The following is a 12,932-nucleotide window of genomic DNA, read 5'->3' on the forward strand; positions in this document are numbered from 1 at the left end:
TCCATACGACCACCCGGGGCGCGGACAACCCCGAGGAAGGGCCCGAGCTCGCCATGCTCCTGCTGCTGTCGCACTCCGACACCGACCTGCTCAGCGCCCGCGCGGCCGGTGGCCCGGTCCCGTACCGGTTCGCGAACCCCGCCCGGCTGCCCCTCGCCGGGGACACCTCCCAGGCCGAAGGCTCCGGGGGACTCGCGGAACTCCTCGACGGCGTCGAGCTCGTCGTCGTACGCCTCCTCGGGGGCCTGCGTTCCTGGGAGGAGGGCCTGGACGCGGTCCTGGCCGCCGGAAAGCCGGTGGTCGTGCTCAGCGGCGAACAGGCCCCCGACGCCCAGCTGATGGAGGCGTCCACCGTCCCGATCGGCGTCGCCACCGAGGCCCACGCCTACCTCGCGCACGGCGGCCCGGCCAACCTGGAGCAGCTGGCCCGGTTCCTCTCCGACACCGTCCTGCTCACCGGCCACGGCTTCGAGGCCCCGGCGCCCGCCCCCACCTGGGGCCCGCTGGAGCGCACCCCGAAGAACACCACGGGCCCGGTCGTCGCCGTGCTCTACTACCGCGCCCACCACATGAGCGGCAACACCGCCTTCGTCGGCGCCCTGTGCGACGCGATCGAGGAGGCCGGCGGGCAGGCGAAGGCCCTGTACGTGGCGTCCCTGCGCGCCCCGGAGCCCGAGCTGCTCGACGCCCTCCGCAGCGCCGACGCGATCGTCACGACGGTCCTCGCCGCCGGCGGCACCAAGCCCGCCGAGGCGCAGGCCGGCGGGGACGAGGAGGCCTGGGACGCGGGCGCGCTCGCCGCGCTCGACGTGCCGATCCTCCAGGCGCTGTGCCTGACCGGCTCCCGGTCCGCCTGGGAGGAGAACGACGAGGGCCTGTCCCCGCTGGACGCCGCCAGCCAGGTCGCCGTCCCCGAGTTCGACGGCCGGCTCATCACCGTCCCGTTCTCCTTCAAGGAGATCGACGAGGACGGCCTCCCGGCGTACGTGGCCGACGCCGAGCGTGCCGCCCGCGTGGCCGGCATCGCCGTCCGCCACGCCCGCCTGCGGCACATCCCGAACGCCGAGAAGAAGCTGGCGCTCGTCCTGTCCGCGTACCCCACCAAGCACTCCCGCATCGGCAACGCCGTCGGTCTCGACACCCCGGCCTCCGCCGTCGCGCTCCTCAAGCGCCTCATCGCCGAGGGCTACGACTTCGGGCCCGAGGACGAGATCCCCGGCCTGGTGTCCGGCGACGGCGACGAGCTGATCTACGCCCTGATCGAGGCCGGCGGCCACGACCAGGACTGGCTCACCGAGGAGCAGCTGGCCCGCAACCCGGTCCGCATCCCGGCCGCCGACTACAAGCGCTGGTACGGGCAGCTGCCGAAGGAGCTCCGCGACGAGGTCGAGGAGCACTGGGGCCCGCCGCCGGGCGAGATGTTCCTGGACCGTTCCCGCAACCCCGAGGGCGACATCGTGCTCGCGGCCCTGCGCCGCGGGAACCTGCTGATCCTCATCCAGCCGCCGCGCGGCTTCGGCGAGAACCCGATCGCGATCTACCACGACCCCGATCTGCCGCCGTCCCACCACTACCTGGCGGCCTACCGCTGGATCGCCGCCCGCGCCGAGGACGGCGGCTTCGGCGCCGACGCGATGGTGCACCTGGGCAAGCACGGCAACCTGGAGTGGCTGCCGGGCAAGAACGCCGGCCTGTCCGCCGCCTGCGGCCCGGACGCGGCCCTCGGCGACCTGCCGCTGGTCTATCCGTTCCTGGTCAACGACCCGGGCGAGGGCACCCAGGCCAAGCGCCGCGTCCACGCCACCCTGGTCGACCACCTCGTGCCGCCGATGGCCCGCGCCGAGTCGTACGGCGACATCACGCGCCTGGAGCAGCTGCTCGACGAGTACGCGCAGATCAGCTCCATGGACCCGTCGAAGCTGCCCGCGATCCGCGCCCAGATCTGGACGCTGATCCAGGCCGCGAAGCTCGACCACGACCTGGGCCTCGAGGACCGGCCCGACGACGACGGCTTTGACGACTTCCTGCTGCACGTCGACGGCTGGCTGTGCGAGGTCAAGGACGCCCAGATCCGTGACGGCCTGCACGTCCTCGGCGGCGCCCCGACCGGCCCGGAGCGGGTGAACCTGGTCCTGTCGATCCTGCGCGCCCGCCAGATCTGGGGCGGTACGCAGGCGCTGCCCGGACTGCGCGAGGCCCTGGGCCTGGACGAGTCGGCCGCGACCCGCTCGGGTGCCGACGAGGCCGAGGCGACGGCGCGCGCGCTGGTCGAGGCGATGGAGGCGGCCGACTGGTCCGTGGACGCGGTCGAGGCGGTCGCCGCCGCGCACGGTCCGGACGTGGCGGCCGTGCTGCGCTTCGCCTGCGAGCAGGTCGTGCCGCGCCTCGCCGCCACCACCGACGAGCTCACCCATGCCGTGCACGCCCTGAACGGCGGCTTCGTCCCGGCCGGCCCCTCCGGCTCGCCGCTGCGCGGCCTGGTCAACGTGCTGCCGACCGGCCGCAACTTCTACTCGGTCGACCCCAAGGCCGTGCCGTCGCGCCTCGCCTGGGAGACCGGCCAGGCGCTCGCCGACTCGCTCCTGGAGCGCTACCGCGCCGACAACGGCGAGTGGCCGACCTCGGTCGGTCTGTCCCTGTGGGGCACCAGCGCGATGCGCACCGCCGGCGACGACGTCGCCGAGGCCCTCGCCCTGCTGGGCGTCCGCCCGCTGTGGGACGACGCCTCCCGCCGCGTCAACGGCCTGGAGCCGATCCCGCTCGCCGAGCTGGGCCGCCCGCGCATCGACGTCACGCTGCGCATCTCCGGCTTCTTCCGGGACGCGTTCCCGCACGTCATCGGGCTCCTCGACGACGCGGTCCGGCTGGTGGCCGGGCTGGAGGAGGAATCGGCCGAGGAGAACTTCGTCCGGGCCCACGCCCAGGCGGACCTGGCCGAGCACGGCGACGAGCGGCGCGCCACCACCCGTATCTTCGGCTCCCGGCCGGGCACCTACGGCGCGGGTCTGCTCCAGCTGATCGACTCGCGCGACTGGCGCACCGACGCCGACCTGGCCGAGGTGTACACGGTGTGGGGCGGTTACGCGTACGGGCGCGGCCTGGAGGGCCGCCCGGCGCGCGCCGAGATGGAGACCGCGTACAAGCGGATCGCGGTCGCGGCGAAGAACACCGACACCCGCGAGCACGACATCGCCGACTCGGACGACTACTTCCAGTACCACGGCGGCATGGTGGCGACCGTGCGCGCGCTGCGGGGCACCGCCCCGGAGGCGTACATCGGCGACTCGACCCGCCCGGAGACCGTCCGCACCCGCACGCTCGTCGAGGAGACCTCGCGCGTCTTCCGCGCCCGCGTGGTGAACCCGCGCTGGATCGAGGCGATGCGCCGCCACGGCTACAAGGGCGCCTTCGAGCTGGCGGCGACGGTCGACTACCTCTTCGGCTACGACGCCACGACGGGCGTGGTCGCCGACTGGATGTACGACAAGCTGACCGAGGCGTACGTCCTCGACCCGGAGAACCAGGCCTTCCTGAAGGAGGCCAACCCGTGGGCGCTGCACGGCATCGCCGAGCGGCTCCTGGAGGCCGAGTCCCGCGGCATGTGGGAGAAGCCGGACCCGGAGACCCTGGCCGCGCTGCGGCAGGTCTTCCTGGAGACGGAGGGCGACCTCGAAGGCGGCGCGGACGACGCGGACGACGCGGACGGCTGAGCTACGATCCGGGCGAGACCTGGGGTGGGGTGGTGGGCGTGCGAGCCCGTGGAACGGTGATGGCGGCGACGGTGCTGGGCCTCGGCCTGGCCCTGGCGGCCTGTTCGGGCTCCGGCCCGGGCGACGGCGGCAAGACCCCGAAGCCGCGCGGCACCTCGCAGGCCCCGGCGACGACCCCGGCGGCCCCTGCGACGACCCCGGCGCCGGAGGCGACGCCGAGCGCCGGGATCCCCACCGCCCCGACCGCCACGCCGTCCCGCGAGGGCGTCAGGCCCAGCCGGCCGGTGTGGGAGATGAGGACGCTGGCCCCGAAGAAGACGCGCTCGTAGGCGTCGGCGTCACGAGGAGCCCTTGGCGGCGGCCGCGTCCTTGACGGCGGCCGCCGCTTCCACGTTCCCGAGGCCCGGTTCGGGGAGCGGCTGCGGACGGCCGCCGTGTCGCGGCCCGTCTTCATCACGGCCGCCGGGTCCGGCGCGCAGGGCTGGAGCGGCGTGGCGTCGCCGCCGCCGGCGACCGCGCCCTTGCCGCCGGCGACCCGACCGCGCCCCTTGCCGCCGCGACCGTGGTGCCGGGCGACCCGGAACACGCCCCCGGGGGCGGCGCCTACCAACTTGTTCTAGTAGAGTGCAAACAACTAGAACCAGGAGGGCTCTCCGTGAACCGTCTCCGTCCGCTCGCCGCGGCACCGTTCGTCCTCGCGCTCGCCGTCCACCTCCTCCTGCTCGCCCTCTGGCACGACCGCCTTCCGGACCCCCTGGCCACGCACTTCTCCGCCGCCGGCGGAACGCCCGACGGATTCACCGGACTCGGCGCCTACACCGTCGTCAGCACCGGCCTCCTCCTGGCGCTCGGCGCCGGCTGGACCCTGCTCGTCCGCCGTGCGGCCCTCTGGGGCGCCTGGGCCACCGCGGGTCTCCTCGGCGGGCTCCTCGCCCTGCTGCTGCGCGGCAACCTGGACGCGGCGGCGGCGCCGGAAGCCCGCTACCCCCTCGCCGTCCTGTCCCTGGCGGCCGGCGGCGCCGGACTCGCCGCCCTCACCGGTCTGGCGCTCACCCGGCTCGTCCCGCAGGAGCCCTCCGCGCCGCCCGCCGAGCCGCCCGCCCCCCGCCTCGCGCTCGGCGCGCACGAGGTCGCCGGCTGGTCCCGCGCCACCGGCTCCCGCCCGCTCACCGCGCTCGCCGCCGCCTTCCTCCTGGCCGGCCTCGCCGGCGGCCTCCTCGCCCTGTTCCTCGCGCCCTGGCCGTACGCGCTGATCGCGGCGGCCGGCCCGCTCGTCGGCGTGCCCGGCCTCGCCCTCTCCCGGGTCCGGGTCACCGTCGACCGGCGCGGGCTGACCGTCACGCCGATGCTGCTGCCCCGCCCGCGCGTCCGGATCCCGCTCGATGAGGTGGCCTCCGCCGCGGTCCGGCACGTCGACCCGGTGGCCGACTTCGGCGGCTGGGGCTACCGCGTCCGCGCCCACCGCACCGGCCTCGTCCTGCGCTCCGGCGAAGCCCTCGTCGTACGCCGGGACGACGGCCGCGAGTTCGCCGTCACCGTCCCCGACGCCCGGACGGCCACCGCCCTCCTCGACACCCTTGTCGAGCGGGCCCGCGCGGACGCCGCGAACCACCCGCCCGCCGCACCCGGTGAGAGGATCTGACCGTGCTCTTCCGCGTCGACCCCGCCTCCTCCGTGCCGCTCGGCGACCAGATCGCCTCCTGCGTCCGGGGCGCGCTCGCCGACGGCAGCGCCTCGCCCGGCGAGCGCCTGCCGGCCGCACGGGAACTCGCCGACTCCCTCGGGGTGAACGTCCACACCGTGCTGCGCGGCTACCAGCGGCTGCGCGAAGAGGGCCTGATCGAACTGCGCCGCGGCCGGGGCGCGGTGATCGTGCCGGGCGCCCGCGCCCCCGACCGCGCCCGACTCGTCGACAGCCTCCGCACCCTCGCCGCCGAGGCCCGCCGCCTGGGCCTGACGGACGAGGAGTTCCTGGACCTCGCCCGCGCGGGCCTGGGCTGAGGGTCGCCGCCCCCCCCGCTACGGAAGCGGCGCCCCGAGTCGCAGGTTCCAGCGGCCCGCGCGGCCGGACAGGTCGACCCTGGTCAGCGGGCGCACGTCGAGGCGCCAGAAGGCGGCCTCGGGTGCGCCGACGGCGTGGGCGGCGGCCGCGCGGATCACGTCCGGCTCGGCGAAGGCGAAGACGGTGCCCGGCTCCAGCGCCTCCATCCAGGTCACGACCCGCTCGCGCAGCTCCCGCAGCGACTCGCCGCCGTGCGGGGCCGCGCCCGGGTCGGACAGCCAGGCGGCCACGGCCTCCGGCTCCCGTGCGGCCAGCTCGTCCAGGCTCCGGCCCCGCCACCGGCCCATCGCGCAGCCCGCAAGGGCCGGTTCGGCCGGCACGTCCGCAAGGCCCAGGAGCTCGGCCGTCTCCCGGCAGCGGGCCGAGGGCGACCGGAGCGTCCGCACCCGGCGCGCCGGACACAGCGGGCTCACCCTTCGCTCACGTACGGGCTCCAGCGGCCCGTCGTCGTCGAACCGGGCCTCGCGCAGGGCGGCGTTCACGGCCGGGGCGAACAGCGACAGGTGCACGGTCCCGGGCGGGGACGGCGGCCCGGACGGGGGCCCGGACGGGGGCGCGGCCATGGGTGATTCATCCCTCACTTCGCGGGTCGGCGCTTCGGGCGCTCTTGGCGGGGAGTGTTCGGCGCGGTACGGTCAGTCGACATTTCCACAGAACGACGACGGCGAGACGGAAGTCCGGTGCAAGTCCGGCACGGTCGCGCCACTGTGAGCCGCCCCGGTGTCCAACGGTACGCCGGGAAAGGCGAGTCAGACCCGACGACCGTCGTCGCGCACCACCGTATGGGACGCGCGTTCCCGAGGAGGTTCCACCATGGCCGAGGCCATTGCGTCGCCCGCCGTCACGTCCACCCCGTCCGTCGCCCCGGTCTCGCTGCCGGTCCGCGCGGTGCTGCCGTGGGCGGCTTTCGTCGGCATCCTGGCGCTCGTCGCGCTCTACTTCGTCGGTGCCGAGCAGGGGGCGACCTCGCTCTTCGCGGGCGAGGGCGTGCACGAGTGGGTGCACGACGGTCGCCACCTGCTCGGTTTCCCCTGCCACTGAGGGGCCACCGCACCATGTCCGACCCTTCCGCTCCCACGGGCTCGCTCGTGGGAAAGCTCCTGGTCCGCGGCATGCTCGCGGGCCTGATCGCCGGGCTGTTCGCCTTCGCCGTCGCGTACGTCGTGGGTGAGCCGTCCGTCGACGCCTCGATCGCCGTCGAGGAGGCCGCCGCCAAGGCGGAGCACGCCGCCGCGCACAGCCACGGCGGTGGCCACGGCACGGGCGCGGCCGAGCAGGCCGAGGAAGAGCTCGTCAGCCGGGACCTCCAGTCCACGGCGGGGCTCGCCACCGGTGTCCTCGTCTACGGTGTCGCCCTCGGCGGCATCGCGTCCCTGGCGTTCTGCTTCGCCCTGGGACGGCTCGGCCGGTTCACCCCGAAGGCCACGGCGGCGCTCGTCGCGGCGGCGGCCTTCACCACCGTCTATCTGGTGCCGTTCCTCAAGTACCCGGCGACCCCTCCGGCCGTCGGCAACCCGGACACCATCGGCAAGCGCACCGCGCTCTTCTTCCTGATGGTCCTGCTCAGCGTGCTGCTGGGCATCGCCGCGGTCGTCGCGGGCCGCCGGCTCGCCCCGCGCCTCGGCAACTGGAACGCGACCGTCGTCGCCGGCGCGGGCTTCGTCGCCGCGGTCGCGATCGCCTGCGCGTTCCTGCCCGGCAACGGGGACGCGGTCGCCGCCGACTTCCCGGCCGCCGTGCTGTGGGAGTTCCGGCTCGCGACCCTGGGCATCCAGGCCGCCCTGTGGGTGGCCTTCGGACTCGCCTTCGGGCTGCTCGCCCAGCGGCTGCTCGCACCGCGACCCGCCTCCGCACAGGCGCTCGGGGCGGCCGCTCCGTCCGCCTGAGCCCGTCCGCGTACCGCCCGACCGGCCCCGTACACCCACCGCGGTGTACGGGGCCGGTGGGTTCCGGGGCCGGGCACGGGGCCGTCGGCGAGGGTCAGGAGAGCTCGCGGACCGGCGCCCCGGCGAGGAACGCCTCGATGTCCTCGACGGCCTGCCCGAAGTAGCGGGCGTAGTTGGCCTCGGTCACGTATCCCAGGTGCGGCAGCGCGAGCACGTTCGGCAGCGTCCGCAGCGGGTCGTCGGCCGGCAGCGGCTCCGTCTCGTAGACGTCGAGGCCCGCCCCCGCGATCCAGCCCTCCCGCAGCGCCCGCAGCAGCGCCGGACCGTCGACGAGCCCCGCGCGGGAGGTGTTGACCAGGTACGCGTGCGAGCGCATCGCCCGCAGCTCCGGCTCGCCGAGCAGCCCGCGGGTGCGGTCGGAGAGCACCAGGTGCAGGGAGACGACGTCGGCGGCGCCGAGGAGGCCGGGAAGGCTCGCCGCCCGCCGCACGCCGTGTTCGGCGGCCCGCTCGTCCGTCAGGTGGGGGCTCCAGGCGACCACGTCCATGCCGAAGGCGAGGCCGATCCGGGCCACCCGGCCGCCGATCTTGCCGAGGCCGACGAGTCCGAGCGTGCGGCCCGCGAGGTCCATGCCGACCGTCGACTGCCACGGCCCGCCCTCCCGCATCGCCCGGCCCTCCACGTGCGTCTGCCGGGCCAGGCCCAGGATCAGCGCCCAGGTCAGCTCGGTCGGCGGCACCGGACTGCTGTCCGTACCGCAGACGGTGACGCCCCGCGCCCGGGCCGCCGCCACGTCGACGGACGCGTTGCGCATCCCGGAGGTGACGATCAGCCGGAGCCGGGGGAGCCGGGCCAGCAGCTCCGCGTCCAGGGGGGTGCGCTCGCGCATCACGACGAGGATCTCGCAGTCCTCGACGGCGGCGACCAGCGCCTCCCGGTCGGTGAGGTGCTCACGCAGCACGCGCACCTCGACGCGGCCGTCGCCCCGCCCCTCGACCCGGCTCCAGTCGGCCGAGGAGAGGGCGACGCCCTGGTAGTCGTCGAGGATCGCGCAACGCAGCGCAGGTGCCGGAGAGTTCATACACCGCATGATCGCGTACGCCGCGGGCCGGAGGGAGTCCGGCCCCCGGTCACTTCCAGTTGATGCGGGCCTTGACGGCGCGGGCCGCCTTCCAGCCGAAGCTGACCGCGTACGCGGTGACCGCCGAGGGCGCCGGCCTGAGCTGGAGCAGCAGCTTGCCCTCCTTGGGCCCGACCCGCACGGTGTGCAGCTTCTTGCCGGCCCCGGGCAGGGACACGGCGTGCTCGTCGGCCCGCTTGCTGACCTTGCCGCCCAGCGCGGTGCCGAGGCCGCCGCTCGCGGTCAGGCCCTTGGCCGAACAGCGCAGCGAGAGGTGCCAGTCGCCCTTGGGGAGGGGCGCGCCGTTGTCCGCGGTGGCCAGGTCCACGGAGGCCCGGAAGCGGGCGCGCCCGTAGTCGTGGACCTCCTTGCCGCGGCTGACGGTGAGGTGCGGCGAGGGCACCTGTTCGGCGGTGACGGCGACCTCGCGGCCGGTGCCGGCGTGCTTCAGGACCACTTCGGTGACGAGGTCGTCGGTGTCGACCTGGTCGAGGTATCCGTAGCCGGCCAGTTCCAGGACCGTGCCGCGCCAGGCGAGCCGGTCGACGCGGCGGCGCGGGCTGACGCCGGTCATCGCCGACGTGATGTCGCACAGCTCCGCGAACACGGGGGAGTCGGCGGCCGGGAACGGCGGCGTGGCGTACAGCCTGCCGTCGCGGACCAGCGCCTTGCCGGGGCGGCCGGCCAGCTGCCACGCGACGACCTCCGCGAGCTCGTCGACGAGGCCCTCGCGCAGACAGTGGGCGACGAGCTTCTCGTGCACGGGCATCTTGGCGAGGATCGCGGGGCTGATCCACTTCCGCGCGTACGGGCGGGCCAGTTCGACCATGCGCTTCTGCTCATCGTGGTCGGCGTCGAGGAAGCGCTGGTCGAAGCGCCGGATCATCTCGACGTTGACGTGACGGCCCACCAAGTGGTCGCGCAGCGAGCCCGGTTCGGTGAGTCCGGTGACGAGCCCGACCATCTCGTCGGCCTGCGTGAGGGCCACGGTGAAGTCGATGCCGTGCGCGGTGATGTTGCCCTCGTCGCCCCGCTTGACGACGTAGTAGCAGTCGTAGTCGCCGACGATCGAGATGACCTTGCTGCGCAGATAGGCCTGGGCGACGAAGTACTGGTCCTCGCTGATCCGCATGTGTTCGGGGAAGCGGATGGAGTGCTTCTCGATCATCTCGCGCCGGAACAGCTTGAACGGCATGAGCGTGTAGTAGGCGTCGCCCTTCGAGAGGTCGACCTTGTCCACGTTCTGGGCGAAGACCTGCTTCGGCACCCGCCGCCCGACGCCGATCAGCTTCGCGAGGACGATGTCCGAGCCGTTCTTCTCGGCCATCGCGACGAGCCGCTCCAGCGCCTCGGGCCCGAGGGCGTCGTCGCCGTCGACGAAGAACACGTAGGTGCCGGTGGCGTGTTCGAGGCCGACGTTCCGCGGCCGGCTCGGCCCGCCGGACGCCTCCTGGTGCACGACCTTCATGGTCCGGGGGTACCGCTCGGCCCACGCGTCGAGCAGCTTTCCGCTGCCGTCGGTGCTGCCGTCGTCGACGGCGACGATCTCGAGGGCTTCCATGCCGATGGTCTGCTGCTCGATCGACTGGAGGGTGAGCTCCAGGTACGGCATCGCGTTGTAGACCGGGACGACGATCGAGACCGTGGGCGTACGCGGGACGTTCATCTTTCGGAATCCCCCATGCAAATCTTGTGAAAAGAGCCGGTCGCGATGGCGCATCGTATCGCCCACGCGGTAACAGGGGCGCTGCGTGGCGCCGCCGTACGGGGCGTGAGGGGGCGTCAGGGGGGCGTACCGGCGCGGCACATGGGCCCGGCCGGCCCTCGGCGCGTCGTTCCGTCCGCCCGTCCCCGAGCCCGCTCGGTCGGCCCGGTCTCCTCAGCCCCTCGCACCGCCCGGTCGGTCCTCCCGGTCGGTCCTCCCGGTCGGTCCTCCCGGTCAGTCCACCCGGGGGTCCCGGTCCCCGGCCGGCGGCTGTGGTTCGCCCGCCGCCCGGCGGTATTCGGCGTTGATGCGCTGTGCTTCCTGGAGCTGGTCCTCCAGGATGATGATGCGGCAGGCGGCCTCGATGGGGGTGCCCTGGTCGACGAGTTCGCGGGCGCGGGCGGCGACCCGCAGTTGGTAGCGGGAGTAGCGCCGGTGGCCGCCCTGCGAGCGGAGCGGGGTGATCAGCCGGGCTTCCCCGAGGGCGCGAAGGAAGCCGGGGGTCGTGCCGAGCATCTCGGCGGCCCGCCCCATCGTGTAGGCGGGGTAGTCGTCGTCTTCGAGACGGCCGAGGGGGTCGTCTGCTGTCATTCTCACCTCTCTGGAGGACGCGTCGAGGGCCCCGAAGAGGTACTGCGAACGGGGGCGGTCCGCCTGGCACGGCGCACGCGCCGGCGTTCCGGCGCATCACCGAGGGTAATGCCGAGATCCGCGCCGCCGGTACCGCCGCCCGGCCCTGGCGACGCGCGCGCCCGCGCGGGGGCGGTCACCCGGCGGTGCCCATGTCGGCCGGACGGGCGGGCGAATACAATCGGCTTCCATGCCGAAGCCTGACGAACTGCTCGTGGACATCGCCGCAACGGTCGAGTCCGGGCAGAGCAATCAGATGTCCCTGACCGTCATCACCGGCGGGGCCGTCATCACGGGGCGCCTGGCTCCCGAAGCGGTGTGGCGGCAGCGGGTGACGGAGGTCCTGACGGACTCGACCCGCCTGGGCGAGTTCGCCGGCGCCTTCGAGAAGCCGTCACGCAACGACGGGCCGCCGACCCATCTGCACTTCCACGTCGCCCGGATCATCCAGGGCACGGTGGGCATCCCGGAGACGGGCGGGATGTACCGCGTGGCGATCGCCGACGTCAGCGCCTGGACGGTGGGGGACTTCAGCTACTCCGACCACTGACCGGGTACGCGACCAGACGTACGAGACGTACGAGACGTACGAGACGTACGAGACGTACGAGACGTTCGAGACAGGGCACGAGACACGAGAAGGGCCCGGCCGGTGTGCACCGGCCGGGCCCTTCCTTACACGTGCGTCGCCTGGTGACGCGTCCGTACGGCGGTCAGAGCGCCGTGGACGTGCCGAGCAGGGCGGACGCCTGCTGGACCGGGCTGAGGCCGGCGTCGGGCGGGGTGGTCTCCGAACGGGCGGCGCGGCAGGTGAAGCCGAGCTTGGTCATGGCCCGGACGACCTCGTGGGCGGTGAAGTCACGCCGGTCCTGCCGCGTGATGACCGCGCCGACCTGCTTGGCGGGGTACTCACGGCGACCGATGACCACCGACTCTCCGGTGACGGGCTCGGGCTTGATGCCCTTCATCGTCTCCAGGACACCGTTCTTCGTCAGCTCGAACGGGAAGCGGGCGATGACGCAGCGCATAGGGACCTCACAGAGGGAAGAGAGAACACGGGTTCGGCGGTGACGCGGGTGCGGCGGTGGGCAGGGGACGCCCGGAGCGCGGCAGACCCCGGTGGGGGCGGGAAAGGTCGCGCAGCCGTACCCGGTCGGTGTACGCGGGACTGGCCCGGAAGCCGGTGAGCTGGGCCTGCGTGACAAGCCCGGTGCGCCGGCCGTCGCCGTCACGGACGACCAGGTGCCCGGCGCGGGCGCTCGTCATGACGGCCAGGGCCACTTCGACGGTCATGTCGTCCCAGACGTGTGTTTCGGCCTCGTCGGTGACGTGGCCTTCAATCGTTCGGGTGCTGTTCATGCGGAGCCTTCCTTGATACGGCGCGGATGCCGGCGCACATCAGGGAATTCCCGCGGCGAACGAGCGGTAGGAATTTCGAGACGTCGTCGAATGGTTCTGCATGAACCGCATGAACTGCATGGAATGCATGAACTGCGGGAAGGTGATCCGCCGGACTGCGGCGGAACGAGGACGTGCAGCTGGGGCCCGCACCCCGAAGGATGCGGGCCCCAGCTACGTCGTGCGCGGCAGATCAGGCGGGAACGATGTTCTCGGCCGTCGGGCCCTTCTGGCCCTGCGCGATGTCGAAGTTGACCTTCTGGCCTTCCTGCAGCTCACGGAAGCCCTGGGCGGCGATGTTCGAGTAGTGGGCGAACACGTCGGGGCCGCCACCGTCCTGCTCGATGAAGCCGAAGCCCTTTTCCGCGTTGAACCACTTCACGGTGCCAGTAGTCATGTCATATCTCCTTTGGGGCTCATC

Annotated in this window: 14 protein-coding genes; 7 read left to right on the top strand and 7 right to left on the bottom strand. The window is 73.7% G+C overall.

The window, feature by feature from the left end; translation table 11 throughout:
* Positions 1 to 53 precede the first annotated feature (53 nt).
* From cobN to ABD954_RS17805, 4 genes are all read left to right on the top strand, one after another.
* Positions 54 to 3,710, top strand: a complete 3,657-nt coding sequence (gene cobN / locus ABD954_RS17790; RefSeq protein ID WP_345487016.1) for a cobaltochelatase subunit CobN — start codon at positions 54 to 56, stop codon at positions 3,708 to 3,710.
* A gap of 38 nt (positions 3,711 to 3,748) precedes the next feature.
* Complete coding sequence (locus ABD954_RS17795) at positions 3,749 to 4,039, top strand: hypothetical protein (protein ID WP_345487017.1); 291 nt, start codon at positions 3,749 to 3,751, stop codon at positions 4,037 to 4,039.
* A 326-nt stretch (positions 4,040 to 4,365) separates the two neighbouring features.
* Positions 4,366 to 5,352: a hypothetical protein gene (locus ABD954_RS17800; protein ID WP_345487018.1), complete on the top strand. Its 987-nt coding sequence runs from the start codon at positions 4,366 to 4,368 to the stop codon at positions 5,350 to 5,352.
* 2 nt (positions 5,353 to 5,354) lie between these two features.
* Positions 5,355 to 5,711 carry a GntR family transcriptional regulator gene (locus tag ABD954_RS17805; RefSeq protein WP_345487019.1) on the top strand — a complete coding sequence of 119 codons (357 nt, stop codon included), beginning with the start codon at positions 5,355 to 5,357 and terminating at the stop codon, positions 5,709 to 5,711.
* An 18-nt stretch (positions 5,712 to 5,729) separates the two neighbouring features.
* On the opposite strand, the gene ABD954_RS17810 is transcribed toward ABD954_RS17805, so the two are convergent.
* A complete protein-coding gene (locus tag ABD954_RS17810; protein ID WP_345487020.1) occupies positions 5,730 to 6,335 on the bottom strand; it encodes a histidine phosphatase family protein in 606 nt (201 codons plus the stop codon).
* A gap of 250 nt (positions 6,336 to 6,585) precedes the next feature.
* Between ABD954_RS17810 and ABD954_RS17815 the strand changes: the two genes are divergently transcribed.
* Positions 6,586 to 6,813, top strand: a complete 228-nt coding sequence (locus ABD954_RS17815) for a CbtB domain-containing protein (protein ID WP_345487021.1) — start codon at positions 6,586 to 6,588, stop codon at positions 6,811 to 6,813.
* A gap of 14 nt (positions 6,814 to 6,827) precedes the next feature.
* Positions 6,828 to 7,658 carry a CbtA family protein gene (locus tag ABD954_RS17820; RefSeq protein ID WP_345487022.1) on the top strand — a complete coding sequence of 277 codons (831 nt, stop codon included), beginning with the start codon at positions 6,828 to 6,830 and terminating at the stop codon, positions 7,656 to 7,658.
* Between the two features lie 94 nt (positions 7,659 to 7,752).
* Here ABD954_RS17820 and ABD954_RS17825 read toward each other — a convergent pair whose 3' ends face one another.
* The 3 genes from ABD954_RS17825 to ABD954_RS17835 all read right to left on the bottom strand — a co-directional run bounded on the left by ABD954_RS17825 (position 7,753) and on the right by ABD954_RS17835 (position 11,074).
* Positions 7,753 to 8,739 (bottom strand): D-2-hydroxyacid dehydrogenase family protein, encoded by a 987-nt coding sequence (locus tag ABD954_RS17825; RefSeq protein ID WP_345487023.1) that lies wholly within the window; start codon positions 8,737 to 8,739, stop codon positions 7,753 to 7,755.
* A 49-nt stretch (positions 8,740 to 8,788) separates the two neighbouring features.
* Positions 8,789 to 10,444, bottom strand: coding sequence for a glycosyltransferase (locus ABD954_RS17830; RefSeq protein WP_345487024.1), 1,656 nt, complete (start codon positions 10,442 to 10,444; stop codon positions 8,789 to 8,791).
* 273 nt (positions 10,445 to 10,717) lie between these two features.
* Positions 10,718 to 11,074, bottom strand: a complete 357-nt coding sequence (locus tag ABD954_RS17835; RefSeq protein ID WP_345487025.1) for a MerR family transcriptional regulator — start codon at positions 11,072 to 11,074, stop codon at positions 10,718 to 10,720.
* Between the two features lie 229 nt (positions 11,075 to 11,303).
* Between ABD954_RS17835 and ABD954_RS17840 the strand changes: the two genes are divergently transcribed.
* A complete protein-coding gene (locus tag ABD954_RS17840; protein WP_345487026.1) occupies positions 11,304 to 11,663 on the top strand; it encodes a hypothetical protein in 360 nt (119 codons plus the stop codon).
* A 163-nt stretch (positions 11,664 to 11,826) separates the two neighbouring features.
* On the opposite strand, the gene ABD954_RS17845 is transcribed toward ABD954_RS17840, so the two are convergent.
* The 3 genes from ABD954_RS17845 to ABD954_RS17855 all read right to left on the bottom strand — a co-directional run bounded on the left by ABD954_RS17845 (position 11,827) and on the right by ABD954_RS17855 (position 12,908).
* Complete coding sequence (locus tag ABD954_RS17845) at positions 11,827 to 12,141, bottom strand: SCO5918 family protein (protein WP_345487027.1); 315 nt, start codon at positions 12,139 to 12,141, stop codon at positions 11,827 to 11,829.
* Between the two features lie 7 nt (positions 12,142 to 12,148).
* Positions 12,149 to 12,472 carry a CBS domain-containing protein gene (locus tag ABD954_RS17850; protein ID WP_345487028.1) on the bottom strand — a complete coding sequence of 108 codons (324 nt, stop codon included), beginning with the start codon at positions 12,470 to 12,472 and terminating at the stop codon, positions 12,149 to 12,151.
* Positions 12,473 to 12,704: 232 nt separating this feature from the next.
* The gene (locus ABD954_RS17855; RefSeq protein WP_158991800.1) at positions 12,705 to 12,908 is read right to left on the bottom strand and encodes a cold-shock protein; all 204 of its coding nucleotides are present in this window, start codon (positions 12,906 to 12,908) and stop codon (positions 12,705 to 12,707) included.
* Between the last annotated feature and the right edge of the window lie 24 nt (positions 12,909 to 12,932).

This window comes from Streptomyces roseoviridis (genome assembly GCF_039535235.1).
GTDB lineage: Bacteria > Actinomycetota > Actinomycetes > Streptomycetales > Streptomycetaceae > Streptomyces > Streptomyces roseoviridis.

Bases quoted from the DNA above. Each gene is read 5' to 3' on its own strand.
- cobN (WP_345487016.1), top strand. From the start codon at position 54: ATGCTCCTGCTGCTGTCGCACTCCGACACCGACCTGCTCAGCGCCCGC.
- ABD954_RS17810 (WP_345487020.1), bottom strand. From the start codon at position 6,335: ATGGCCGCGCCCCCGTCCGGGCCCCCGTCCGGGCCGCCGTCCCCGCCC.
- ABD954_RS17815 (WP_345487021.1), top strand. From the start codon at position 6,586: ATGGCCGAGGCCATTGCGTCGCCCGCCGTCACGTCCACCCCGTCCGTC.
- ABD954_RS17820 (WP_345487022.1), top strand. From the start codon at position 6,828: ATGTCCGACCCTTCCGCTCCCACGGGCTCGCTCGTGGGAAAGCTCCTG.
- ABD954_RS17825 (WP_345487023.1), bottom strand. From the start codon at position 8,739: ATGAACTCTCCGGCACCTGCGCTGCGTTGCGCGATCCTCGACGACTAC.
- ABD954_RS17830 (WP_345487024.1), bottom strand. From the start codon at position 10,444: ATGAACGTCCCGCGTACGCCCACGGTCTCGATCGTCGTCCCGGTCTAC.
- ABD954_RS17835 (WP_345487025.1), bottom strand. From the start codon at position 11,074: ATGACAGCAGACGACCCCCTCGGCCGTCTCGAAGACGACGACTACCCC.
- ABD954_RS17840 (WP_345487026.1), top strand. From the start codon at position 11,304: ATGCCGAAGCCTGACGAACTGCTCGTGGACATCGCCGCAACGGTCGAG.
- ABD954_RS17845 (WP_345487027.1), bottom strand. From the start codon at position 12,141: ATGCGCTGCGTCATCGCCCGCTTCCCGTTCGAGCTGACGAAGAACGGT.
- ABD954_RS17850 (WP_345487028.1), bottom strand. From the start codon at position 12,472: ATGAACAGCACCCGAACGATTGAAGGCCACGTCACCGACGAGGCCGAA.
- ABD954_RS17855 (WP_158991800.1), bottom strand. From the start codon at position 12,908: ATGACTACTGGCACCGTGAAGTGGTTCAACGCGGAAAAGGGCTTCGGC.